The organism is Paenibacillus sp. H1-7, assembly GCF_022354825.1.
In the GTDB taxonomy this organism is placed as follows: domain Bacteria; phylum Bacillota; class Bacilli; order Paenibacillales; family NBRC-103111; genus Paenibacillus_S.
In genome coordinates, this window is record NZ_CP031168.1 from 2,867,278 (window position 1) to 2,893,467 (window position 26,190).

At 53.8% G+C, this 26,190-nt stretch carries 20 protein-coding genes; 18 read left to right on the forward strand and 2 right to left on the reverse strand.

All coding sequences use genetic code 11. The features are described 5' to 3' along the window. Positions 1–141 precede the first annotated feature (141 nt). Complete coding sequence (pdxR, locus tag DVH26_RS12680; protein WP_239634046.1) at positions 142–1,587, reverse strand: MocR-like pyridoxine biosynthesis transcription factor PdxR; 1,446 nt, start codon at positions 1,585–1,587, stop codon at positions 142–144. 312 nt (positions 1,588–1,899) lie between these two features. Here pdxR and DVH26_RS12685 point away from each other — a divergent pair, with 312 nt between their 5' ends. Next, positions 1,900–3,315 carry a HEAT repeat domain-containing protein gene (locus DVH26_RS12685; RefSeq protein ID WP_239634047.1) on the forward strand — a complete coding sequence of 472 codons (1,416 nt, stop codon included), beginning with the start codon at positions 1,900–1,902 and terminating at the stop codon, positions 3,313–3,315. A 115-nt stretch (positions 3,316–3,430) separates the two neighbouring features. On the opposite strand, the gene DVH26_RS12690 is transcribed toward DVH26_RS12685, so the two are convergent. Beyond that, complete coding sequence (locus DVH26_RS12690; protein WP_239634048.1) at positions 3,431–4,336, reverse strand: ArsR/SmtB family transcription factor; 906 nt, start codon at positions 4,334–4,336, stop codon at positions 3,431–3,433. A gap of 147 nt (positions 4,337–4,483) precedes the next feature. On the opposite strand from DVH26_RS12690, the gene DVH26_RS12695 reads away from it, so the two are divergent. From DVH26_RS12695 to DVH26_RS12775, 17 genes are all read left to right on the forward strand, one after another. Further along, complete coding sequence (locus DVH26_RS12695) at positions 4,484–6,259, forward strand: glycoside hydrolase family 2 protein (protein WP_239634049.1); 1,776 nt, start codon at positions 4,484–4,486, stop codon at positions 6,257–6,259. Between the two features lie 750 nt (positions 6,260–7,009). After that, entirely contained in the window at positions 7,010–8,515 is a 1,506-nt protein-coding gene (locus DVH26_RS12700) for a response regulator transcription factor (protein WP_239634050.1), read from the forward strand. Next, complete coding sequence (locus DVH26_RS12705; protein WP_239634051.1) at positions 8,512–10,230, forward strand: sensor histidine kinase; 1,719 nt, start codon at positions 8,512–8,514, stop codon at positions 10,228–10,230. Before DVH26_RS12700 ends, DVH26_RS12705 begins: the two co-directional genes overlap by 4 nt. Before the next feature lie 130 nt (positions 10,231–10,360). Next, on the forward strand, positions 10,361–11,320 hold the full coding sequence (locus DVH26_RS12710) for an ABC transporter permease (protein ID WP_239634052.1): 960 nt from the start codon (positions 10,361–10,363) through the stop codon (positions 11,318–11,320). Beyond that, positions 11,314–12,201: a carbohydrate ABC transporter permease gene (locus DVH26_RS12715; protein ID WP_239634053.1), complete on the forward strand. Its 888-nt coding sequence runs from the start codon at positions 11,314–11,316 to the stop codon at positions 12,199–12,201. The genes DVH26_RS12710 and DVH26_RS12715 overlap by 7 nt, the downstream gene beginning before the upstream one ends. Before the next feature lie 19 nt (positions 12,202–12,220). Next, the gene (locus DVH26_RS12720) at positions 12,221–13,807 is read left to right on the forward strand and encodes a type 2 periplasmic-binding domain-containing protein (protein WP_239634054.1); all 1,587 of its coding nucleotides are present in this window, start codon (positions 12,221–12,223) and stop codon (positions 13,805–13,807) included. Positions 13,808–13,853: 46 nt separating this feature from the next. Continuing rightward, positions 13,854–14,903 (forward strand): alpha-amylase family protein, encoded by a 1,050-nt coding sequence (locus tag DVH26_RS12725; RefSeq protein WP_239634055.1) that lies wholly within the window; start codon positions 13,854–13,856, stop codon positions 14,901–14,903. Positions 14,904–14,987: 84 nt separating this feature from the next. Beyond that, positions 14,988–15,962, forward strand: a complete 975-nt coding sequence (locus DVH26_RS12730) for an alpha-L-fucosidase (RefSeq protein WP_239634056.1) — start codon at positions 14,988–14,990, stop codon at positions 15,960–15,962. Positions 15,963–16,018: 56 nt separating this feature from the next. After that, positions 16,019–16,747 carry a phytanoyl-CoA dioxygenase family protein gene (locus DVH26_RS12735; protein WP_239634057.1) on the forward strand — a complete coding sequence of 243 codons (729 nt, stop codon included), beginning with the start codon at positions 16,019–16,021 and terminating at the stop codon, positions 16,745–16,747. Between the two features lie 90 nt (positions 16,748–16,837). Beyond that, entirely contained in the window at positions 16,838–18,205 is a 1,368-nt protein-coding gene (locus DVH26_RS12740) for an MATE family efflux transporter (RefSeq protein ID WP_239634058.1), read from the forward strand. Positions 18,206–18,296: 91 nt separating this feature from the next. Further along, on the forward strand, positions 18,297–19,064 hold the full coding sequence (locus DVH26_RS12745; protein WP_239634059.1) for a ThuA domain-containing protein: 768 nt from the start codon (positions 18,297–18,299) through the stop codon (positions 19,062–19,064). A gap of 37 nt (positions 19,065–19,101) precedes the next feature. Further along, positions 19,102–20,382 carry an MFS transporter gene (locus DVH26_RS12750; protein ID WP_239634060.1) on the forward strand — a complete coding sequence of 427 codons (1,281 nt, stop codon included), beginning with the start codon at positions 19,102–19,104 and terminating at the stop codon, positions 20,380–20,382. Positions 20,383–20,447: 65 nt separating this feature from the next. Continuing rightward, positions 20,448–21,473, forward strand: coding sequence for a Gfo/Idh/MocA family protein (locus DVH26_RS12755; RefSeq protein ID WP_239634061.1), 1,026 nt, complete (start codon positions 20,448–20,450; stop codon positions 21,471–21,473). Positions 21,474–21,565: 92 nt separating this feature from the next. Next, on the forward strand, positions 21,566–22,333 hold the full coding sequence (locus tag DVH26_RS12760) for a ThuA domain-containing protein (RefSeq protein ID WP_239634062.1): 768 nt from the start codon (positions 21,566–21,568) through the stop codon (positions 22,331–22,333). Positions 22,334–22,355: 22 nt separating this feature from the next. Then, positions 22,356–23,324 (forward strand): ABC transporter permease, encoded by a 969-nt coding sequence (locus DVH26_RS12765; protein WP_239634063.1) that lies wholly within the window; start codon positions 22,356–22,358, stop codon positions 23,322–23,324. 56 nt (positions 23,325–23,380) lie between these two features. Next, complete coding sequence (locus DVH26_RS12770) at positions 23,381–24,277, forward strand: carbohydrate ABC transporter permease (RefSeq protein WP_239634064.1); 897 nt, start codon at positions 23,381–23,383, stop codon at positions 24,275–24,277. A 95-nt stretch (positions 24,278–24,372) separates the two neighbouring features. Further along, entirely contained in the window at positions 24,373–26,109 is a 1,737-nt protein-coding gene (locus tag DVH26_RS12775; protein ID WP_239634065.1) for a type 2 periplasmic-binding domain-containing protein, read from the forward strand. Positions 26,110–26,190: the final 81 nt, after the last annotated feature.

The following is a 26,190-nucleotide window of genomic DNA, read 5'->3' on the forward strand; positions in this document are numbered from 1 at the left end:
TTTAGTAGTGGTATTCGTACCTAGTATACGTAAACGATTGCAACGCGGAATGGACAAATAACCAGCTGACCGAGATATTAGTTGAGCAGGTTGGCCACCTGCGTCATCCAAACGAGCCGGCCGAGGTACCGCCTACATGGGCTAACGGTTCTTCGCCAGCACGCTCCTGAGCGCCTCCGCAAACCGGGACAGGCCGGGGATCACCTCGTCAGCCTTCGCTCTGCCAAACGTAAACCGCACGTAACCGGAATCGGAGCCGTAGACGCTCCCCGGCACGAACACGACGCCCCTTCGGATGGATTCCTCCAGCAGCAGCGCATCGTTAACCTCGCTGTGAATTTTGCACCATAGATGCAGCCCGCCGTCCGGAACCGTAAAGCTGACCAAATCCGGAAGCTCCTTACGCAGCGCTTCGACCGCCTTATCCCGCTTATCCTTCAGCTTTCTGCGCAATCGTTCCAAATGCGGCTGCATATAGTCCGACTGCAAAAAGAGGGACGCAACGTTTTGCGGAACGACGCTAAGTCCGAAATCCATCTGCTGCCTCGCATCGGCAAGCCGTTCGACTACCGTGTTGGGCGCGACCATCCAGCCTATCCGTAGCCCGGAGGCCGCCATTTTGGAGAAGGAGCCGATATAAAGAACGGAGCCGAAGGAATCGATGGCCTTTAACGGCCGGGGCGGATTTCCGTCGTAAGCGGTCAGGCTGAACGGATCGTCCTCAACGATAGGCAGACCCAGTTCGCTCGCGATATCGAGCAGCTCCAGGCGCCGTTCTTCGGCGAGCAGCGCGCCGGTCGGATTTTGAAAATTCGGGTTCAAAAAGATCATTTTTATCCGATGCTTCTTGTACAGGGAACGAACCTCTTCAGGACGGATTCCATTGTGATCTACGGGAAGGCGGAACAACCGGAGTCCGGCCGATTGGAACATGGGCAGCGAATAGCAGTAGGACGGGTCTTCGATAGCCACCGCGTCCCCGGGAGCCAGCAGGCATTGGGTGATTAAGTACAGCGACTGCTGGGAGCCCGAGGTGATAAGAATGGACGAATCCGTCGTATGAATGTCGCGATATTGGCTTAAATAACGAACCAGCGTTTGGCGCAGCGGGACGAATCCTTGCGGATTGTCGTAGCCCAAATAGTCGGAATAATGGTTTTCTTTCATGAGATGATTAATTTCCGCTACAGGGGAAATATCGCCCGCCAGCTCGCCGCCCGCAAAATCAATCAAGGCGGGATCCGCCTGGAGAGCTTCTCGGATTCGACGCAAGAAGGGCACATTGGGCAAAAAGCTGCCGCCTTCCACGTACCTGTGCCAGTTCGGCGTATATTTCGGGACAGCACCCCACTTGTACTTGCTTACGCGTGTTCCGCTGCCTTGCTGGCTTTCCACAATGCCCAGCTTTCGAAGCTCGGCGTAGGCAAGAATAACCGTGCTGCGGTTGACTCCCAGCTGCTCCGCCAATTTCCGCTCCGAGGGAAGCGGGCTGCCCGGAGGAAATTCGCCGTAGGATATTCTTCTTTCGAGATCGTCGACAATTTGTTGGTATATGGGCAGATTGCTGTGACGATCGGGTTTGTGCATGAGACTCACTACCTTCGGGATAATGTTGGTTGGATGTTACTTCTGCGATTTTCATCATATCATTGGATTCGCCGCGAAAAAGATCCGCTTTGTATCGTTATAAGGGGATTATAACCGATAAACCTGTCCAATCCGACTTCCGCAATAAATTAGCAGCACGGAGTCTGTGTAAATGCAGCATTCTTGAAGAGCTAGGAGAAAATCTTATGATTGTGTAAATTCAAATTATCTTTCTCCATGGTCTCGTGGAGCAGGATGGCTATAATTAGAGTCAAGTCAATCATCCCACTCATTCCTTTCAGGAGGTAAGCTATGACCAGTCAAAACAAGGTTTTATTGACCGATGAGCAAATGAGAACGTTTATTACCGAGGGCTTCTTAATTCTTCAAACCGACTTCTCGGAGGAATTCCACCGCAGCTTGAGCGAGCAGCTGAACCGGGTTTATCAGGAAGAAGGTAATCCCGGCAACAACCTGCTGCCCCGCGTACGCGATTTGCAAAAGGTGTTCGATCACCCTATCGTGACCGGCGCCCTGACGAGCGTGCTTGGACCTAACTATATGATGCACACCCATAGACACGGCCATTTCAACGCTTCCCCCAAAGCCGGCGGCTGGCATAAAGACAGCTATTGGGGTTACAAAAGAATGCGCAACCATCATCCATGGTGGGCGATGGTCATGTACTTCCCGCAGGATACTCCGGTCGAGCTTGGACCGACAGGCGTGATGCCGGGAACGCAAAACTACGATACCCGCACGTTCGAGTCCGACGATGTCGAAGGCGAAGCGGTGGCGAGCGGCAAGGCAGGCACTTTTGCCCTGATCCATTACGATATTTGGCATCGTTCTACGCCGAACATTCTCGGTCAGCCGAGATTCATGCTGAAGTTCGAGTTTATGCGCACGGAAGCTCCTGCAGCGCCTAGCTGGGATTGCATCGAGCCGGAATGGAAGCAGCCTGCATCGTTCAGCACGAGCATCGTCGAGCACGAGACCATGTGGAAGGAAACCTGGAATTGGCTTTCCGGACGCCTCGGCAGCGTAGCCAATACGGCGGAAGCGGATGAAGCGCAAGCGAACGCCGTCGCTGGGCAATTGGAGGATGCGTTCGAGCCTACGGCATTGAATGCGGCATACGAGCTGGGGACGATGGGCAAGGCGGGCGTACAAGCTCTCGTGAAGGCGCTTCACCACGAGAACGTAAAAGTGTCCCGCAAAGCGGCTTACGGCTTATCCATTGCAGGAGCTGAAGCCGTCGCCGGTCTGGAGCAAGCGCTTGGGGACCAGCGGACGGAAACTGTAGTTCATGCGGTGTTCGCGCTCGGCGAGCTCAGCCACCTGGCGCAATCCGCGGTTCCTAAGCTGGTTGCCCTGCTCAACGGCTCGACGGATGTCGTGATCCGCCAAGCGGTCGTAGATGCGCTGTCGCTGATCAAGAAGCCGGCGGCTCAAGTCGTGGAAGCTCTGACGGCCGGCTTGAAGGACGAAGACGTTCAGGTGCGCTTCATGGCGGCATTGTCTTTGACCCGATTCGGAGCCGAAGCGGATTCAGCGGTGCCTGCGCTGGAAATCGCACTGGAGGACGAGAATCGCTATGTGCGCGGCCATGCAGCGGAAGCGCTTCATTATATCGGAACGTCTTCGGCGAAGGACGTCTTGATCCGCTTCCTGCTGAACTCCCGCTGGTGCCCGACGACTACACCGCAAAACACGTTCTATCCGTAAGACCGGGCTAGCGTTCACGTCAGGTTGCAGCCATGTGGCCTATTTTGAATTCAAGGCATTCAACAAGCTTAAGCCTGAGGCACTGCCTCAGGCTTTTTTGTTATAGTCCGCTCTGCTAGCAGGAGAGCGTAACCACGATATGCTGCGGATAGTTGCCGAAGCCTTTGCCGAACAGGCTGACTCCGCCGCAATGAACGGCCGTTTCGGGACAAGCAATCCGGAAGAGCAGCTCTTGTCCGGAGTGGATATGCAAATCGCCGATACGAACATCGGAACTTCGCACCCCGTCGATGAACGAGCCTTCCTGTGTGACGGAGATGGTTTTGTGCAGGCCGTACTGCGTGTGTATCCACCAATCGGGCGTATACACGCCGCGCTTGCTGCCGAAATCACCGGGACAAGTCCAGGTTGCCACATCGACCCCATTCAAGGAAAAGGTAATGTCCGACGGCCAGTTTTCATTATAATGGGGAGCCTCGGAGCAAATTTCCAATGATACGGTAATCCGGGTCGGTTTGGATTGCCCTACAAGATAATTCGGGATACGGTATTCGAGGTAACCGCTCGCGAACCAGAGATGCTCCGCCTTCGTATGATCAGGATCGTCGAAATAGCGGGGATCGTCCGCCATCCCGATCTGCCCGTCGGATGATGCCAATCCGCAAGTAGGCTGTACCTCGTAACGGTAATATTGCCCGATTGGCAGTTCCACGGAATATTTGGTTGCGTCGTGTTCCGGCTCAGCTTTTTCTTGGCGCAATACGAGAACAAGCTGATCCATTTTGAGCGAACAGCGCTTTTGCGTACCCCGCTTGCCAACCACATTTTCCGTCGCAATGATTCCTGCCTCTTCCAGCTTCTGAATGTGCTTCGTAATCATCGCCGATGAGACGCCTAAAGCTTCCGCCAGTTCGCCGATATTGTAAGGAGCGCCATTCAACAGTTCAATAATCCGCACTCTGGTTTCCGAAGAGAAGCATTCCAGAATACTCATGTTTTGGGTCGTTACTTTCAGATTCATGCGTTCACACTCCTATATACTCGAATTATATAACCTAAGGGTTAACGAATCAACTTTTTAGTTGACAATAAGCGTTCTATCTCATAATATTAACTATTATATTATTATTATAACTTATAAATTAATTAAATGGGAGGACGTAAAGATATGAATGAAGCTCAACAATTGCCGCGCCCCGAATATCCGAGACCACAGCTCGTAAGGGAAGCATGGATGAATTTGAATGGAACGTGGGAGTTTGAGTTTGACGATAATCGTGTCGGGGACGGAGAACAGTGGGGTTCGGGTCTGAAGTCTTTCACGAGAACCATTCAAGTTCCGTTCGCTTATCAGAGCGAGCTCAGTTCTATCGGTGAGACCGGCTTTCATGATCTGGTCTGGTACCGGCGTGTCGTTACGATTCCGGCGGACTGGTCGGGTCAATCGATCATTTTGCACTTCGGTGCCGTTGATTATGCAGCCACGGTATGGGTGAACGGCAAACGGGTTGCTTTCCATGAAGGAGGCCATACTCCGTTTCAGGCCGACATTACGGCGGCTCTTGTACCCGATCAGAACGTGATCGTAGTCCGTGCGGAGGATTTTAGCCGCGATGTGACGCTTCCCCGGGGCAAGCAGTACTGGAAGGAGGATTCGGCTTCGATCTTTTACACGCGGACTACGGGCATTTGGCAAACCGTTTGGCTCGAGCCGCTTCATAAGGTACATATTGCGAAGCTGAAGTTCAAGCCGGATATCGATAAGAACGAGATTGAAATCCGGACGTTCCTGAATGAGGTCCCTGCAGCGGGAAGCAAGCTGGAGGCTAGAATCGACATCCGTTTCAAGGATGAATATACGACGAGTACGACTTTCGCGATACACCATAGGGAAGAAACAAGAGCGGTTAGGCTGCATGATTTTAACGATCATGGTTTGGGGAGATGGTGGTCGCCGCACAAGCCGAACTTGTACGATATTACGGTAACCTTATACGACAACGGCAAGCAGGTAGACCATGTGGAAAGCTACTTCGGGATGCGGAAGATTTCCGTTGAAGCAGGGCAAGTGATGCTTAACAACCGGGTCTTTTTCCAGCGGCTTGTGCTTGATCAAGGCTACTTTCCGGAAGGCATATTGACTGCTCCGACCGATGAGGCATTGCGGAAGGACATTGAACTGGCCAAAGCGATGGGCTTTAACGGCGCGCGCAAGCATCAGAAGATCGAGGATCCCCGATTCTTGTACTGGGCGGATAAGCTGGGATACATCGTATGGGGCGAAATGGCCAACGCCTACCAGTATTCCGAAGACTACGTACGGAAAGTGACGCAGGAGTGGCAGGAAGCGATAGAGCGGGATTACAACCATCCCTGCATCGTGACTTGGGTGCCGATTAACGAGAGCTGGGGCGTGCCGAATATTTTGGTCGACAAAAGACAGCAGCAGCATACGCTGGCGATGTACCATTTGACGAAGTCGTTGGACGATACCCGATTGGTTGTGAGCAACGACGGTTGGGAGCAAATGGATTCGGACCTCGTGACGATTCACGATTACGCATGGAGAAGGGACGACCTGACCGAACGGTATTCCACCTTGGAAAAGACGATCGGAGGCAAGCCGCATCGGCGGGAGCTGTTAGTCGGAGGCACGGTGTATAAAGGGCAGCCGATCCTCGTAACCGAGTTCGGGGGTATTGCGTTTAAGAAGAGCCATTGGGAGGGCTGGGGCTACTCCGGAGCGGAGAACGAGGAGGACTTCGTACAGAAGCTGTCCGATGTCGTTGAGCCTTTCCTGCAATCTCCTCACGTGCAAGGGATTTGCTATACCCAACTCACCGACGTAGAGCAAGAAATCAACGGCTTGCTCACGTACGATCGTGAGCCGAAAGCGCCGTTGGAGAAAATAAAGCAGATTATTGCGGGACCTGTAAAGTACTAGGCCGTGATTCTGAGGTTGCATATTGTGTAAGGGTTAGGGCTGCGTAAGCAGCCTTTTTTCATTTACTAATCCATAAGGAAGCAGCTCAAATCACAGAGCAGAGTAGACAAGAGAGGGAATGGGAGTTGGGTGGAGGAGTGTCAGCGTCGGCGTTTGAAGCTTGTGTTCCTAATGCGGCAAGCCTACCAATCAAAGGAACACGACTTCGACAGCGGCTGAAGGGAGGTGCCCCACCGGGGTACCCTTGCTGACCCGGTGAGGGAAGCGCCCCCCTCTAGGAAATACCCCTGCAGAGTTGGGAATAAGTTTCCTGTAAGCTTGGTAGCGGTCTATCGGACAGAGAATCCGCTATTCCATGGAATGTGGCTACTTTTGCAGAGCGATCGGACAGAGAATCCGTTATTTGCTAATGTTTCATTCAAAAATAGTGTATTTTGGCGAAATAAAGGATCTCCAGTCCGATCGCCATAGAAAAAACACTATACTGGGTAAAATAACGGATCCACGGTCCGCAAGCTATTCAACCATGCTCTAGCATTCACGGAAACTCGGCTTGCTCAACAAGCTCAGGGCTGCTTTTGCAGCTCTTTTTTATTTGTGTCAACAAAGGCCCGAACGATCCGCCGTGCCATTTACACGATTTTACAGACATGGACACGAAACCGACTTATAATAAATTATATAGGCTCACGAAACAATAGTTCATCGATCCGACCATGGAATCGTACTCTATACCTTGCGGGAGGTTGTATGTACAATATTCTGATTGTAGACGATGAGAAAATCGAGAGGGAGGGCATCAAGCTGCTCATTCGGCAGTACGGCCTTCCATTTCATACGGCCGAAGCCGAGAATGGATTGAAAGCGCTTGACTATTTGCGGACCCATCCGGTCGATCTGCTGCTGACGGACATCAAGATGCCGTTCATGGACGGGATGACGCTGGCCGGAGAAGCAAGGAAGCTGGACGGCGCGCTGCAAATCATGTTTCTGTCGGCTTTTGGGGAGTTCCATTACGCCAAGCGGGCGATGCAGCTTCAGGCCGCCGATTATATTTTGAAGCCTGTGGAGATCCAGGAGTTCCTTCAAGTTATGCAAGCGGGAATCGGGCGGTGCGAGGAACGCCGGAGGCACTATTTGCTCGAGCTGCTGCATGGAGGCCCGCTCCTTACGCGCGGCATGATGAACGTGCCGGCTGTAGGCACAGTGCGGAAGGAGTTTCCCTATACGAGGCTTCTGCTGCTGGAGAGCCGAACCAAGTGCTTCGACAGTCGAAACGATGATGCCGAGCATATTGTGAAGCAGGCGGTATCGCTGTCCTGCGATTATATCAATTTGAACGAATACCAGAGCTTGCTGTTGTTCCACAACGAGCTTCACGAAGGGACAAACATGGAGCAGTTGACTGTACTGGGGCAACGGCTGCAGGATGAGCTGCGTGAGCTCCTTCATACGGAGTTTGACGTTGTCTTCAGCAGCGGAAGGCTTTCGGAGCAGGGATTTCAGACGGAATGCAATGAGATGGAGAAGCTGCTGGAGGCGAAGTTTTTCTCGGAAAAGCCGCTTGTATTATGTACCGAGTCGCCGGGATCGGAGCGAAGCGGACCGACGGATGGCGTCGATGCACTGGTGGAGAGGATTCAGGCCGCATTGGAGCAGAAGGAGGCGGGACGCAGCCGTGAAGAGCTGGAGCGGTTGTTCGATATCTTGGAGAACAGCACCTCCTACTCGACTATTTATGTGAAGTATGTGGCGACTGTACTGGTCAAGCATATGGTGACCCATTTGCCGGGCTACGCCAAGGAATCGGTACAGGAAGTGGCGCAAAATATTTATCATTGCCACAATCTTGCCGAGCTGAAGGAGCTTCTGGCACGCTTCCTGGAGCATGGAGCCGTAACAGACTCGCCTGGCGATCCGAATATCAATCGGTCGGGAAGAAAGGACGTAGCCCTTGTACTCGACTTCATCCATCAGCATTACCGGCATGACATCAGCCTGGAGCACATAGCGGAGCAAGTCTATTTGTCCCCGAGCTACTTAAGCTACTTGTTCAAGAAGGAAACCGGGCTGAGCCTTGTGAAATACGTCACCCAGTACCGGATGGAAAAAGCGAAGCATTACCTGCGCAGCACGAACATGAAGATCGTCGATATCGGGCACGAGGTAGGCTATGCGAACGTATCCTATTTCGGCTCCCTGTTCAAAAATTATGCCGGCATGTCTCCCGCCCAATACAGGGAGGAGAGCTTATGAGCCGCCTGCTTACCTATTTCATTCATTTGCGTCTGAAGCAGAAGCTTGTGCTAACATACATCGTGCTGACGTTTATTCCGATAAGCGCGCTGGGAGTGTATTCGTATCACCAGTCCAACCAGTTTCTGCAGAGGCAGGCGATGCAAGGGATGAAGGATACGGCCGGGGTGCTGGCGGACAAGTTCAACTACAAGATCGGGAAGTACAATAACGTTACGAATCTGATCGTATTCAACTCGGGACTTCAGCGCATCTTTGCGAACAAGTACCAGGATCTCGACAATTTGGCCTACGATTTGCGTCATGACCTCGAACCGTTCTTCCAAATGATCATGACGCTGCATAAAGAAGTTGCCCAGCTGACCGTTTACTCACAAAACGACCTGCCGGAATACGGCGAATATATTCAATCGTACGACAGGGTACGGCAGACGGCCTGGTATCAAAGCTCTCTAAAGGCCAATGCCCCCGGATGGTACTATGAGCAGGGCGAGCTTCTGTTGACGCGCCCGTTTCCGCTCTTTTTTACGAATAGTAAATTCGTGCTGCTGACCATGAAGTTCCATTATGCCGATATTTTTCAAGACATTAATCCGCCTGATCTAAGGGATTACGGCATCGTCGTAGCGGATCCGGCCGGGAAGGTTATTTTCTCCAGGAAACCTGAATCCGGTGTTGATTTGGCGCCCAGGCTCGCCTCAGACGCCCCTTTGCAGGAAGGAATCGTATCGCTGGAAGGAACAGACCATTTTGTCATTCGAAGCGGCATGGAGCAGTCGCACTGGACGCTGTACTTTTACGCTCCGGTTGCTCAGGTATCGCCGGGCATGCTGCAGATCGTAGGCGCGACGATCGTCATTATTATGCTGTGCCTGGTCGTATTGATGGTTCTTATCGGTATCTTCTCCAATACACTGCTGAGGCAAATTCTAGTGCTGAACCGGACGATGCGCTCGGTAGGGGACGGGAATTGGGACGTCGCAGTGCCGGAAGGGACGAAGGACGAGATCGGCGAGCTGGCTGTCCGGTTCGGCGATATGCTCCGCAAAATCAAGGAGCTCATCAACGAGGTGTACGATAACCGGCTGCGGCAAAAGGAGGCGGAGCTCAAAGTGCTTCAAACGCAAATCAATCCCCACTTTTTGTACAACAGCTTGTCCATTATTAACTGGAAGGCGCTTCATCTCGGCGCTCAAGATATTAGCCACATCGTCACGACCTTGTCCAAATTTTACCGGACGGCGCTCAATAAAGGAGAGTCCGTAACCTCGGTCAAGAGCGAGCTGGAAAATACGATGAGCTACACGGAAATTCAGCTGATCATGCACGATCACGGCTTCGATGTGGAATACCGCATCGACGAGAGGCTGCAATGCTGTCATACGTTGAACTTCATCCTGCAGCCGATTGTGGAAAATGCTATCGAGCACGGCATCGACCAAAAGCCGGAGGGCCGTGGGAGGCTGCAGATTACGGGACAGCTGAAGGACGACGGCATCGAGTTCATAGTAGAGGATAACGGGCCGGGCATGAGCCGGGAAGTGCTGGAGTCGTTATTCGGAGCGGATGCAAGAGGATACGGCTTGAACAATGTGCACGACCGGATTCGTCTTTCCTTCGGCGAGCCTTACGGAGTTACGGCAGAGAGCACTGAGGGAACCGGTACGCGTATGCGTATTTGGCTGCCCCGGGATGTAAGGATCGTAAAATCGTGATGCGTTTCCAAAAAATCTGATAATTCCTCCAGCGTTCCGTTCCTGTATAGTAAAGATAGCAAAATGAAAGCGCAAACAATAGGGGGAGGAGGTTCTAGCTTGCGATCCTCATACTGAAGGAGGCGATGCGGTGAAAACGACGGTGGAGCTCGGCAAGACGATGCACGAAGCCTTGCCGCTTCGCGCATCCCGGTGGCGGCGGTGGAAGGCGCATCAAGCGCTGCTTTGCATGCTGGTGCCCGGCTTGCTCTATTTTATCATCTTTCATTATATCCCGATGCTCGGCGCCGTGATTGCGTTCAAGGATTTCAAAATTCTCGGCGGCATCAGCGCGAGCCCCTGGGTCGGGATGAAGCATTTTGACAAAGCGTTCTCGGATCCCTATTTTTACACGGTGCTTCGCAACTCGATTCTGATCAGCTTCTATAAGCTGCTGTTCGGGTTTCCGGTGCCGATATTATTCGCGCTGCTGATGAACGAAATTCGTCATATTCATTTCAAAAAAGTGGCGCAGACGGTATCCTATCTTCCGCATTTCATATCGTGGGTCGTGCTTTCCGGTATTTTCATTAGTATATTCTCGCTGGACGGAGCGGTGAACGGACTGCTGAAGCTGGCAGGTTTGGAGCCTGTCCTGTTCATGGCTGACGAGCGGTATTTCCGGTCCATTCTGGTCATTACCGACATTTTCCAAAGCTTCGGCTGGGAGTCCATCATTTATTTTGCGGCTATCGCCGGCATCTCCCAGGAGATGTATGATGCAGCCGTTATCGACGGCGCAAGCCGGACGCAGCGGATCATGAACATTACGATCCCCATGCTGCTTCCGACCATCTGCATTTTACTCGTGCTGCGGATGGCCCATGTGCTCGATGCCGGCTTCGACCAAATTTTCAACATGTACAGTGCCAAGGTGTACGAGGTATCGGACATTATCGACACGTATGTGTACCGGAAAGGACTTATCGATGCCAATTACAGCTACTCTACGGCGGTCGGGCTTTTCAAGTCGGTCGTTGCCTTAGTGCTCATTGTCGTCGTGAATAAGGTGGTCGGCCTGATGGGAGGGAAGGAGCACACGCTATGGTGAAGACGGCTAAACCGGTTGCCGAGAGGCTGTTCGATACGTTCCTGTATGTGACGGTTATCTTGATCATGTTCATTACGCTGTTCCCTTTTTGGAATCAGGTGGTCATCTCGCTCAGCCCCGGCAGCGCGGCTTTTTCCACCGGAGTGCAGCTGTGGCCAACGAAGGTGTCTTTCGACAGCTACATCATGGCCTTCAAATATAAGTCGCTGTGGACCGGATTCGCCAACTCCGGCATCCGTATGGTGCTTGGGGTCGCGCTGGGCTTGACCCTGACCGCATTGTTCGCCTACCCGCTGTCCAAGAAAGGGCTGCCTCTCAACGCCTTTCTGACCGCTTTCATCTTGTTTACGATGCTGTTCAAGGGCGGCTTGATTCCGAACTACATCTTGATCAAATCGCTCGGGCTGTACAACTCGATGTGGGCGCTTATTTTGCCCGGCGCCATCAGTGCCTTCAATGTGCTCATCATGCGCAATTTTTTCAAATCGATTCCCGAAGGGCTGGAGGAATCCGCGAAGGTCGACGGGGCAGGATATTTTCTTATTTTCTGGAAGATTGTCCTTCCGTTATCCACGCCGGTGCTGGCAACCGTTGCCTTATGGGTGGCGGTCGGTCACTGGAACGCCTGGTTCGACAGCTTGATCTATATATCGGATCCGAACAAACAGGTGCTGCAGGTCGTGCTTCGCAAAATTATCGTCGACAACAACATGGATGAGCTGAATGCCATGCTGTACCGGACGGATCAGTCCGGCGTCTTCTCGGGCCGGCAGCTGCAAGCGACGATGATCATGATGTCGATCATTCCGATGCTGATTATTTACCCGTTCGTTCAGAAATATTTTGTCAAAGGGATCATGATCGGCGCAATGAAAGGATAGCTTATAAGGAGGCTTGTATATGAGAAGAAAACGGGTAGCCGCCTCGCTAAGCAGTGCGATATTGCTGACGGCCTTGATAGGCTGCAGCACTTCAGAAAGTCCGCCCCCTGTACCATCCGCCGACGCAGGCACAACCAATAAGAAAATGAAGCTTACCTTCCTGAGCGCCAACTATGACAAGGTGACGCCGAACGGATACGCCAACAACCAAATCAAAGAAAAATTCAACGTCGATATCGATATTCTGCCGATCCCCAATGATGCCAACGCGAGAAAGGACGCCATTCTGCTCAAAATCGCCTCCGGCGAAATACCGGATACGTGGGCCGACATGCCGTTTACGGCTTACAACAAGCTCGTGGATCAAGGAGCGGTAGCCGAAATTCCGCAGGAGATGCTGGAAAAGTATGCCCCCAAATATATGGCGTGGCTGAAAAAGCATCTGGGCAGCGACCCGTTCTTATATACGCGCCGAGGCGGCAAAAACTACTCGCTGCCGATCGTCTGGAGCCTCGGGCCGACGTGGCAGGTGCTCGGCATTCGCCAGGATTGGCTGGAGAAGACGGGCATCGCCAAAGCGCCGGATACGCTGGATGAACTGGAGGTCATGCTGCGCAAATTCAGAAACGACGATCCGGATGGCAACGGTAAAAAGGACACGTACGGCTGGACGGTGAAGAGCGAAGCGATTGAGAATCTGTTCTCGCCGATCTTCGGGGCGTTCGATGTGTATCCGGGCGCTTTCGTCGAGCGGGGAGGCAAGCTCGTCCGCGGCGAAGTAGAGCCTGGGGCCAAGGAAGCTCTGACTTTGCTGAACAAATGGTATAAGGAAGACCTGTTAGACCCGGAATTTGTGCTGAACAAGCAGAAAAATGTGGAGGATAAGGTCATTTCCGAGAAAATCGGCATGGTGCAGGACGCCTGGTATAAATTCATTCCGAGAGACGCTTTCAATTCCGGCATCTTTTACGAGAAGACGAAAGAGAACAACCCGAATGCCAAATGGACCACCATCTCGGGACCGAAGGGCCCTGCAGGGAAACTCGGCATTACGCAGCGCAATCCGATTCCGAGCTCGGGCGTACAGTTCGGCGTGCAAATGGCCAAGGACCCCGACAAGATGATCCGTTACATTCAAATTTGGGAGGAACGGTCCTTTAACCCTGAATTTTACGAAAAGCTCGTGTACGGAGAGAAAGGCAAAACCTACAAAATCAATGCCGACGGCGACTTAGAGTATATCCCTCCTTACGACAAAGAAGAGGAACGAATCAAATTCGGCATCGGCGATCAATACGGCACGTCCTTCAACGATTACGATTTGCAGGCTCCGTACATGACGAAGAGCAAGCTGATGACGATCCGTAAACAAGCCGAGAGCGTGGCCAAAGGGGAATACGACATCTTGAGCCCCGTGGAGCTGCCGGTCTATTACGAAAATAAAGACCGTCTCGACCAATTGACGATCAAGAACTTTGTCGACTTCGTCACCGGCAAGCGCCCGATTTCGCAGTTCAACGATTTCGTGGATGAATGGAACAAATCCGGCGGCTCCAAGGTCATGGAGGAAGCGCAAAAGGAATACGAGAAGATGAAGAAAAAATAATCCGTCCGTCCATTCGTTCGGAGAATGAAAAGGAAGGGATCCATGCATGACGACGAAGCCGCAGGTGGAATGGTTTAAAGAGGCTAGATGGGGTGTGTTCTGCCATTACTTGCCTACTCCCCCAAACAATCAGGCAGGACGGCATTTGACGGCGGAGGAATGGAACGATCGTGTAGACCGTTTTGACGTGGAGGGGCTCGCCTCCCAGCTGGAGCATATCGGAGCCCGATATTTCTTCATGACGATCGGGCAAAATACGGGCCATTACTGCGCGCCGAACGAGACCTACGATGCGATCGTCGGCATCCGTCCTAGCAAGTGCTCGCAGAGAGACTTGATCGCCGACTTGGCCGATGCTTTGGCCGTCCGGGGCATCAAGCTGCTCGTCTATCTCCCGAGCGGAGCCCCGGCGTCCGACAGCGTCGCGATGGAGAAGCTGGAATGGGAGTGGGGCTACGAGGAGGAATGGGGCAAGCCGCGCAAGGACGCCGCAGCGAGCCTGTCCGTCGTCGTGACGACGGAGCAGGGGACGCGCATTGCGGTGCCGCAGCGCAAGCTCGACCAGCGGCGTAAGGGCAAGCGGCTCGCGGAGTTTCAGCGCAAGTGGGAGGCCGTGATCACGGAATGGTCCTTGCGCTGGGGAACCAAGGTGAGCGGCTGGTGGATCGACGGCTGTTATTTCGCCGACGAAATGTACCGCCACGCCGATGAGCCCAACTTCGGCAGCTTCGCCAAGTCGCTCAAGGCGGGCAACCCTGACAGCATCGTTGCTTTTAATCCCGGCGTTATTGTGCCGGTCATCTCGCATACGGAGTTCGACGATTATACGGCCGGGGAAATATCAAAAGTATTTCCTATGCGCCACGACCGCTGCGTAGACGGCGCCCAATATCATACGCTGGGCTACCTCGGCTCCTCCTGGGGTGAAGGCAGCCCCCGGTTTCCCGACGAGTTCGTTATCGGGTATACGAAGCATGTCAACCGCAGCGAAGGGGTCGTTACATGGGATGTGCCGATTACTCATGAAGGATTGATCGAAGAGCCGTTCATCCGTCAGCTGAAGGCGCTCTCCGAGAGTCTGAAGTCCGAATCATAAGTGACAGCTCTCAGAACGGAAGCAGCAACCGGCAGGAATCATATGCACGGCAGCTGCCGCACGGCTAAAAAGGGAGGGAGAACGATGGAAACGAAGCTAAATGCCGATTGGTTCAAGGATGCGAAGTGGGGCGTCTTCTGCCACTATTTGCCGACTCCGCCGCACAACCGGGAAGGGCGCCATCTGACGTCGGAGGAGTGGAACGAACGCGTCGACGCTTTCGATGTAGAGGGATTGGCGAAGCAGCTGGAAAGTGTAGGCGCGGGATACTTCTTCCTTACCCTCGGCCAGAACACGGGTCATTACTGCGCGCCTAACGCGACCTATGACTCCATTGTGGGGATTGAGCCGAGCAAATGCTCAAGGCGCGATCTGGTCAGCGATCTGTACGAGGCGCTGGCTCCGAAAGGGATCAAGCTGCTCGTTTATTTGCCGAGCGGGGCGCCGAACGGCGATCCCGTTGCCATGGAGAAGCTGGAATGGGAGAACGGCTACACCGGTCCCGGGATACGCCATAACCGCCAGCGGACCGGCAAGCGGCTCGCCGAGTTCCAGCGCAAATGGGAGGCCGTCATCACGGAATGGTCCTTGCGCTGGGGGAATAAAGTGAGCGGCTGGTGGATCGACGGCTGCTACTTCGCCGATGAGATGTACCGCCACGCGGATGAGCCGAACTTCGGCAGCTTCGCCGCTGCGATGAAGGCAGGCAACCCCGATAGCATCGTCTGCTTTAACCCGGGTGTGATCGTGCCGGTGATCACTCACCGGACCGAGCACGAGGACTATCTCGGCGGCGAGGTGATTCGCGCCTTCCCTGTATGCGAGGGACGCTGGCTCGAGGGAGTGCAGTACCATATTCTCAGCTTTCTCGGCAAGGATTGGGGACACGGAGAGCCTGAGCTGCCCGACGAGTTCGTCATCGGTTATACGAAGCATGTTAACGAGCGTGAAGGGGTCGTCACATGGGATGTGCCGATTTCACATCAAGGGTTGATCGAGGAGCCGTTCATCCGCCAGCTGAAAGTACTGCGTCAAGCGCTGAGCGTATCTGCGGGCTGAGGCTGAATGAACGGAACCTTATCTATATAAACTATGAATCCAATGGAGGGAATCGCATGAACGCCAAGGAGAAATATTTATTCGATGTGCAGGGGTATTTGCTGGTGGAGGATGTACTTAGCAAGGAAGAGCTGACGGCGATGAACCGGGCGATCGACAAGAAGCAGGAGGCCGGTGAACCGATCCGCGATTTCTTCCTGTGGGATGAGCCGGGCTTCCGCAATCTCATCGACCATCCGAAGACGAAGCCGTACTTGAATGCGATGTTCGGCGAGCATTACCGGCTTGATCACGAATATGCGATCATCCATAACAAAGGGGATAAGCAGCTGCAGCTTCACGGCGGCAACAACCCATTCGATCCGGGCCAGTTTTATCATGTGCAGGGAGACAACGTTTTCAGCGGTCTAACGGTGTACTCGTTCGCGCTTTCGGATATCGGTCCTGATGACGGCGGCTTTTGCTGCATCGTGGGCAGCCATAAGGCCAATTTCCCGCTGCCTCCGGAGTACCGGCATTACGAGGAAATCGGGCCGACCGTTCACGTTCCGCAGAAGGCGGGAAGCGTGCTGATCTTCACCGAGGCGCTGACTCACGGTACGTTCCCATGGCAGGGGACGCAGGAGAGAAGATCGTTCCTGTACAAGTACTCGCCGCTTATGATTTCGTGGCGCAAGTATGACCGCACGCCGGAGCTGCTGGAGCGGCTGACTCCGGAGCAGCGTCTCATTCTGGATCCGACCTATCACCCTTATTTGCGCAGGTCGAAAGTATACGAAGGCTAAGCTGTCAGTACTATACGCTGCACCTCCGTGCTTCAACGCGATGTCCCGGAGGTGCTTTGTCTTGCCGAGAAACGGGGTGCAAACGAGGGTATGCCATGGAACAACAAGCCGCTCTGGATGCTGGCGTGGCCTATTATGATCGAGATGTTTCTGCAATTCGCGATCGGGATAGCGGATACGCTGATGGTGAGCCGGATATCCGATCATGCCGTAGCGGTCGTCGGGATCAGCAATCAATTTTTCATGTCTGCGATCGTACTCTTCATGCTCATCACGAGCGGAGCGGGAATCGTCATTGCCCAGCACATCGGCGCCAAGCGGGAGAACGAGGCGAGAACGGCGGCGGTCATGGCGGTGCAGCTGACGCTGGTTCCCGGCGCGATACTGAGTGTCGCTTTGTACATGGGAGCCGGACGGATTGCGGCATGGCTGCAAATTCCGGCCGAGCTGCTTGCATTGGCGAACACGTATATCTCGGTTGTAGGCAGCGGCACCGTCTTGACGGCGTTGATGCTGGCTCTGAGCACGATCATCCGCAATACGGGCAACACGAAGGGACCTATGGTAGTAGCCCTCGGGATGAATGCGGTCCATGTGGTGCTGAACTACTTGTTCATCTTCGGAGCGCTCGGCTTCCCGGAATGGGGACTCTACGGTGTTGCGCTGTCCACCGTCATCAGCAGGGGACTTGCCATTGTGCCGCTGCTTTATTTGCTGCGGCGCTCGTTCGCGAAGCCGGTCGGCTGGGGTGATGCGGGGCTGTTCTCGGGTCCGCTGCTTAAGGAGATGCTGCGTATCGGATGGCCCGCATCGCTCAATGGGGCGTCGTGGACCTTCTCGCAAATGACGATATTTGCCCTGATCGCCACGATGGGGGCGGTAGCATTGACTACGCGGACGTATATGAACACGTTGGAGTCGTTTTGTTTTCTTTGCGGCATGGCGTTGTCGATGGCGGCGCAAATCCGCATTGCCCAGCAGTACGGCGCCGGACGGTTGGAGGATGCTTACCGCGGAGCTTGGGAGGCACTGAGGTCCGGGCTCTGCGTTGTCGTAGTGAACACGATCCTGCTTGTAATTCTGTGCGGGCCGATTTTGCGATTTTTCACCGGCGACCGTCAGGTCGTAGCTCTAGGAACGACCGTGCTGCTAATGAACGTGCTGCTGCAGCCGGCCAAAATGTTCAGCAACGCGTTCATCAGCGCGCTTAGCGCCATTGGGGATACGCGGTTCATTGCCGCGGTAGGCATCTCCTCCATGTGGACCGTCTCTGTAGGGTTGACGTTCTTCCTTGGCATGGAACTCGGTTGGGGGCTGATCGGCGCCTATATCGCCATGCTGCTCGACGAGATCGTCCGCAGCACCTGCTACATCACCCGCTGGCGCAGCAAGAGAAGATTATGGCAGCTGAACGGAAGTGTGAAAACGGTTCATTTTTCGTTGGATCGTCGTATATAAAACCGGGCGCCGGCTTCGTACAATAAGCTTGTAGGCAAGTCAAGTCAAGGCGCCCATTCAACTATAACATTACGTAAAAGGAGATTTGGTCATGGCTGGCACAATCCGAGTTACCGTATGGAATGAATTTTGGCATGAGCAGCATCAGGACAACATTAAGGCAGTGTATCCGGACGGAATACACCGTGTCATCGCGTCCCATCTGGAGAAGCAGTCCGATATGGAGGTAAGGACGGCAACGCTGTACGATCCGGACCACGGATTGACAGACGAGACGATAGAGTCCACCGATGTGCTGATTTGGTGGTCGCATCTTCGTAACGACCAGGTGCCGGATGAGCTTGTCGATAAGCTGTATAAGCGCGTACTGGCTGGAATGGGAACGATCTTCCTCCACTCCGCGTCCGGCTCCAAGCTGTTCAAGCGGCTGCTCGGTACGCCCGGAGGCCACAAGTGGCGGGAAGCGCATGAGAAGGAGCGGCTCTGGGTGCTGAAGCCGGGACACCCGATTGTGGACGGCATCGGCGAGTACTTCGAGCTGCCGGAGGAGGAAATGTACGGCGAATACTGGAACATTCCCGAGCCGGATGAGCTGATACTTGCGAGCTGGTTCGAGGGCGGGGAGCTGTTCCGCAGCGGGATTACCTACACGCGGGGGAAAGGCAAGATGTTTTATTTCCGGCCGGGACATGAAGAGTATCCGACCTATTATAATGCGAACGTGCTGAAGATTATAGAGAACGGGGTGCGCTGGACGGCACCGCAGAAAGAATCGCCGGCAATAACCAGCGGTAACGTGCCTTCGATGGAGCCGATCAACGGTCATATCCGGGACGGCCGCGGCAACCGGATCGATTGAGGACAGATGCTTCCTTGCGGAAGGAGAATTGCTCATTATGGCTACGGAACAAACGGGAACGGCGCCGGCGGCAAACGCGTCAAGTGCATCCCATCCGTCCGATGCAACGGTTTACCCTATTCTGATAGCGGTCAGCGCCGCCCATCTGATCAATGACGCGCTGCAGGCCGTCATTCCGGCTTCGTACCCGATCATTCGGGATTCGCTTCATCTGTCGTATACGCAGTTAGGCGTGATTACATTTATTCTGTATTTCTCCTCATCGGTCATACAGCCGTTCATCGGGGCTTTTGCGGATGCACGGCCGACGCCCTATATTTTGCCTGCCGGGATGCTGCTTTCTCTGCTTGGCATATTGGGGCTCGCCTTCGCTCCCGGCTACTGGACGGTGCTGGCAGCGGTGGTCGTTATCGGGATCGCGTCGGCCGTCTTTCATCCGGAAGGGTCGCGGATCGTCTATTTAAGCTCGGGGACAAGGCGCGGACTGGCCCAATCCGTCTTTCAGGTCGGCGGGAACGCCGGAAGCGCCATGGCTCCTCTCATAACGGCTTTCATTTTTTATCCGTTCGGCCAAAGAGGCGCCGCCTGGTTTGCTCTGGTGGCTGTGCTGGGGATAGCTCTGCAGAGCTGGATAGCGGGCTGGTACAAGAAATATATTCATCAGGCGCGGACAGCCAGGAAACCGAAGGAGCAGGAGGATGAAGGGCTGCTGCACAAAAAGGTGATCGGAGCCATCGTCATCATCATCTTGATTTCGTTCGCCAGATCTCTGTTCGGCTCGAGCATCGGGACGTACTTCGTCTTTTACTTGATGGAGCAATTCCGCATGTCCATTCCGGAAGCGCAAATGTATTTATTCGTGTACGCAGGAGCGGGCATCGTCGGAACGTTTCTTGGCGGTCCGTTATCCGACCGGATCGGTCGAAAACATGTCATGCTGCTATCGGTGTTAGGCGCCGCGCCGTTCGCGATGTTATTGCCGCATGCGGATCCGATATGGATCTATCCGCTTCTTCTGCTGCTGGGCGTCATTAATCACAGCAGCTTCTCCGTAACCGTCGTCTACGTGCAGGAGCTCGTTCCCGGCAAGGTAGGGACGGTGTCCGGACTCATCACGGGACTCGCTTTCGGGATGGGGGCCATCGGCACGGTTGTCGTCGGCGCGATGATCGATTTGACGAGCTTGACGACGATCATCATCGCCTGCTCCTTTATGCCGCTGTTCGGCGCTATCGGCTTTCTTCTCCCGCCCGACCGGAGGAAGCGGGGGACGATGCACGAGGCGCAGAGCACTGCTGAAGGTACAGGCAACGGATGATAACGGCAACAAGTACATGGCTAAGTCGAAGGTACCGGAAACCTATTATTGAAGGAGGTTTACATATGGAACGCATGAAAGTGATACAGGTTGGGGTCGGCGGATTTGGAAAATATTGGTTGTCTAATATTAAATCGGTCCAATCGATCGAAATCGTGGCGATAGCCGATGTGCAGCAAAGCAATCTGGATGAGGCGCAAAAGCTGCTTGGCGATTCGAATATACCGGCTTACTTGTCCCACGAGGACGCTTTCCGCGAAGTGAAAGCAGACCTTGCGCTGCTCATTACTCCGCCGCCTACCCGTCACCGGCTGACGCGCGATGCGCTTGAAGCCGGGATGCACGTCATCGTCGAGAAGCCGATGGCATCCACCTACCGGGAAGCTTTGCAGCTGGTGAATATAGCCCGGTCGTACGACAAAGTCGTTTCGGTCAATCAGAACTACCGTTGGGCGCCTGAGATGACGGCTGTCAAGACGGCTCTGGAGTCCGGTCTCATCGGCAAGGCGGAGGTCGTGGAGTGGCAGTTCGACCGCGACGGTTCGAGAAATCGGGGACCTCAGTCCGAATGGAGGCGAAACCGTGAGGAGCCGCTGCTCACAGAGCTTAGCATTCATCATTTTGATCTGATGAGATATTTGTTGAGCGCACAGCCGGTATCGCTGTTTGCCAAGAGCTTCTGCACGTCGTGGAACGAGCGGGGAGGCAATGCGTCGGCATCCGCCATTCTCCAGTTCTCGGGTGGAACCCATGTCAACTATTTTGCAAGCAGCAGCAATAAAGGCAAAGATACCACATGGACGGGGAACTTCCGCATCGTCGGGCGCCTCGGGGCGCTGGAGTTTGCGGACGGCGTGCCGTATCACGTGACGGAAGACGGGGAGAGACATCCGTTGGAGCTTCCTTCGCAGCAGTACACCAATGTGGACTATACGGTGGATGAGTTCGTCCAGGCGGTTCGGGCGGGGCGCAATCCGGCCACAGTCATTGCCGATAATCTGATCAGCTTCTCTATGGTAGGGGCGGCGGTGGAGTCATCCAAGACGGGTCAGGTCGTTCGGCTGGACACCGGGTTTTATCACGCGTATTGATCACTGGACAATAAGAACCGGTGGGCAAAGGGGACTTCTCCGCATTTGCGGAGAGCTTCCGTCCCATACGGATAATAGAGGGGAGCCGTCTTATGGCGCAGCCGATTCGCGTAACGGTTTGGAATGAATTTTATCATGAACAGCACTTGGATATTGTGAAGCAAGTGTACCCGGACGGCATTCACCGGGCGTTGGCCGGCTATCTGGAGCAGCAGCCGGGACTCGAGGTTACGACCGGCACATTATACGATCCGCAGCATGGGTTGCCGGATGAGGTTGTCGAGCGTACCGACGTTTTGATCTGGTGGTCGCATATGAAGGACGGCGAAGTGCCGGATGAGCTGGTCAACAAGCTGTACAAACGCGTCATGGAGGGAATGGGAGCGATCTTCCTGCATTCGGCTTCCGGCTCCAAGCTGTTTCGGAGGCTGATGGGAACGGGGGGAGGAGGCAAATGGCGGGAAGCGCACGAGAAAGAGCGGCTCTGGGTGCTTAAGCCCGGACACCCGATTGTGAGCGGGATCGGTGAATATATCGAGCTGCCTCATGAGGAAATGTACGGCGAGCCGTCCAACATTCCGGAGCCCGACGAGCTGCTGTTCATGAGCTGGTTCGAGGGCGGCGAAGTGATGCGCAGCGGCAATGTGTATACGCGAGGCAAAGGACGGGTGTTCTATTTCCGGCCTGGGCATGAGGAATATCCGACCTATTACAACAAGGATATATTGAGAGTCATCGAAAATGCCGTCCGCTGGGTGGCTCCGAGTACGGAGCCTCCGCAGATTACCACGGGCAATGTATCCTCGCTCGAGCCGATCAAAGGAGTACGCCGGGATTGGCGGGGGAATCCGCTGGAATAATACGGAAAAGGGGGTACAGTCTATGGATCAATCATCGGCTGCGATACCGTCACCCCGTAGGCTTGAAGGGCGGTCTGTCCTCTGGAAACGCATGAAGCAGCACAAGCTTCTGTATTTGTTTCTGCTTCCGGCCTTCGCTGTGACCGTTGTCTTCTCCTTTACGCCGATGCTCGGGCTGATTATGGCGTTCCAGGACTACACGGCTGCACAAGGCTTTCTTGGCAGTCCGTTCGTCGGACTGAAGCATTTTACCCGGATGTGGTCCAATCCGGAATTTCTGCTTGGTCTGAAAAACACCGTAGCCTTGAACGGCCTTCTTATTGGAATCGGATTTCCGTTACCTATCTTGTTCGCGCTGCTGCTGAACGAAATCCGAAACGTTCTGTTCAAACGCGTTTCGCAGACGATTTCCTACTTGCCTCACTTCATCTCATGGGTTGTCGTAGCAGGGCTTGTCTATAAGCTGCTGGAGGAGGACTTTGGAAGTGTGAACCTGCTGCTGCAAGCTTTCGGCTTTGAGAAAATATCGTTTATGAGAGAGACGGACTATTTCCGCGGTATATTCGTTACTACGGTGATATGGAAGGAGCTGGGCTGGAATTCGATCATTTTTCTGGCAGCGCTTACTTCCATCGATCAGGACCAGTATGAAGCAGCAACCATCGACGGCGCCGGAAGGCTTCAGAAGCTCATTTATATTACATTGCCAGGGATCGCAACAGTAATCGGACTTATGTTTATATTCAAGATCGCCACCATATTCGGGGGCGGTGGCGGAGGAGCAAGCTTCGACGCCGTATATAACATGGGCAACCCGCTTGTGGCCGATGCATCGTTGACGCTCGATTACCACGTATATTTAGCCGGAATCCGGCATGCAGAAGTATCGTACGGCACCGCCGTCGGCCTTGTGTTATCCATTTTGTCGTTCGGCATTCTAGTCATATCCAACCGGATCAGCAAAAAAATAAGCGGCTACGGGGCGTTTTAGGCAGCTTCATTTTCCGCCTTCAGCTCCCGCAGCCATGAAAGGAGGCGGTTCGGCCCATGGGGAAGGATCGGCGGTTCCAATTTCCGGTTGCAGATATCGTGATTACGCTTGTGATGCTGCTTATATGTTTCGTTACCCTATACCCGTTCTGGTATGCAATCGTCTACTCATTCAGCAGCAGCGGCGCGACGATGAGCCATCCGGTGACTTTTATGCCCATTGATTTTACGTTATCGAATTATGCCACCGTGTTTGAAAATTCACAGATTTTCCGTTCGTTTCTCGTTACCGTCGCAAGGACGCTGGCCGGCATCGTCTATGCCGGGACGATAGTGGCGTTGGCCGCCTATGCGATTTCCAAACGATCGCTTCCGGGCAACCGGATCATTGCCATTATTCTGCTCATTCCGATGTATTTTAGCGGCGGGCTTCTGCCGAGCTACATTCTGATTTACAAGCTCGGGCTGTTCAATCACTTTCTCGTGTATATACTGCCGCACGGCTTCTGGGCGTTCAACATGCTGATCATGAGGACGTTCTTCGATTCGCTGCCTTCGAGCTTGGTCGAATCGGCGATGATCGACGGAGCCGGCGACTGGAAGGTGTTTTGGAAAATCATCATCCCTCTGTCGATGCCTGTCACTGCTACCATCGCCATGTTCAACGGCGTGTTTCACTGGAATTCCTGGTTCGACGCGATGCTGTATGTAAGCAATGAGAGTCTTCAACCGCTATCGTTTATTTTGCAGCGGATCTTGAAAGAAACGCTCGCCGCCCAGCTGCTGGCGTCCCAGGGTCTGGTCATGGCCGTCGATATGCAGGCCGAGCAAACGTCACCCGAGTCGCTCAAAATGGCTACGCTGGTCGTAACAACCGTACCGATTATTGTCATTTATCCTTTTTTGCAAAAATATTTCGTCAAAGGCTTCATGATCGGAGCGGTCAAAGGGTAGCCTCCGCATCGGGCAGACGTCCGCCGCACGCCCGAGAGCCAGTCGTTAAGCGATTGTCATGCGTGTGATCAAATAAACATAAAGGGGATATGTCCATGGCAAGGAAGATGCTTCAACTTCTGCTGATCTGTTCGTTAGGGTTCGTGACTGTGGCGGGATGCTCGGGCGGGGGAGACGGTCCGGTCAAGCCGGATGCGGCCAAAACGCCTGAAGGCGGCATACAGCCGGCCAAGATGCCGATCCGCTGGTACAGTCAGGGCTACCAGACGAAAATCGACGTCGCATCGCATGATGTCGTGACTCCGTATATTCAGAACAAATTCAACATCGAATTTACGGATATGTATGTCAACAACGATCAGCCGCTCAAAGAGAGGCTGAACCAGTGGATTGCGACCAAGAACTTGCCTGACGTAGTCATGATGGATAAGGCTGGAGCCAGCTATGCGATCAGCACAGGGCAATTCGCCGATTTGACGGAATTCATCAAAGACATGCCGAATTTGAAAAAATGGTTTCCGGAGCAGTATTGGAGCCGCTTCACGAACGACGGGAGAAATTATCAGATCCCGACGCCTCTCGTGAACACGAACTCTAACGATCCGAAATATGCCGACGATCCGTATAACTCGGGCAAAAGGCTGACCTCGCTCTACGTACGGGAGGATCTCCTCGCGAAGGCGGGGTACAAATTCAAGCCGTTGAAGGAAATTCAGAAGGAGACGGTCGATAAGGGGAAAAAGCCGACGCTGGAGGATTTCGCCATTGAGCCCGCGATCAAAACGCCGGAGGACTTCTATCAGCTGCTGAAAAAAATGAAGGAATTGAACGTCTCGGCCAACGGTAAGCCGCTCATCCCGATATCGTTCCCGATTTGGGCGCAGTTTCATTTCGGCTCGATGTTCGATTTCGGACATTGGACGCTGGATAAGGACGGTACGGTCGATGGGTTCCTTGGGTCCAAGGATGCCAAAAAATACCATGAGTTTATGAACCGGTTGTATCAGGAAGGGCTGCTGGATAAAGACTTCATTATCCAAAAGGACGACCAGCTGCAGACGAAAGCCGCAACCGGGCAGCTTGGAGTCATTCTGGCCGTACTGAATTTGGATGCCGTAAGGCAATCGCTCTTGAATATCGATCCTTCAATGGAGCTTCGCGCCATTCCGTGGCCGAAGGAGAATCCGGATAAAGGATATTACGATATATACGAAGGCTCGTTCTGGCGTCTGCTCATACGCAAAGATTTTCCGGATATAAAGCGGCTGATACAATACCTTGACTGGACGCTCAGTGACGAGGCGCTCGATCTCATGTCCTGGGGACCGGAAAACGCCGGTATTTGGAAAATGCAGGACGGCAAAAAGGTGTTCGTCGATCCTCAGGTCGAAAGCGACATGCTCACCGGCAAGCTGGGAGGGAAGGGGGCCGACTATTACGGCCTGTTCTCGCGCCAATTTTACAGCAAGGCATCCTATTTCGGGCTTGGATGGTATCTGGTGAGGGACTATAATCCGAAAAGTCCGCTTCGCAGTTATCCGGCCAAATACGATCTGTATGTGATGAACAGCGGCATGGTTGCGAATAAGTCGTATAACGTCTCGGGAACGGCGTCCTACGGGGATGGGAGCAAGGAAGCGGAAGCGGCATCCAATACGTACTGGACGTTCACTACGCTCGATGTCGCCAAGCTGCTGACGCCGAAGACGAAGGAGGAGTTCGACAAAAACTGGAATGCCATCATAACGAAATATATGAAGGATACGAACTACGAGCAGGCCTCGAAAAATATGGTGAAATGGTTCAAGGATAATCCTCCTGCCAAGCAGTGACGGAATCAGAAAGCTATGAACGGGACTTCCGAATGGAGTCCCGTTTCGGCGTACCATGCCGTCTTAATAAGATTTGGTCAG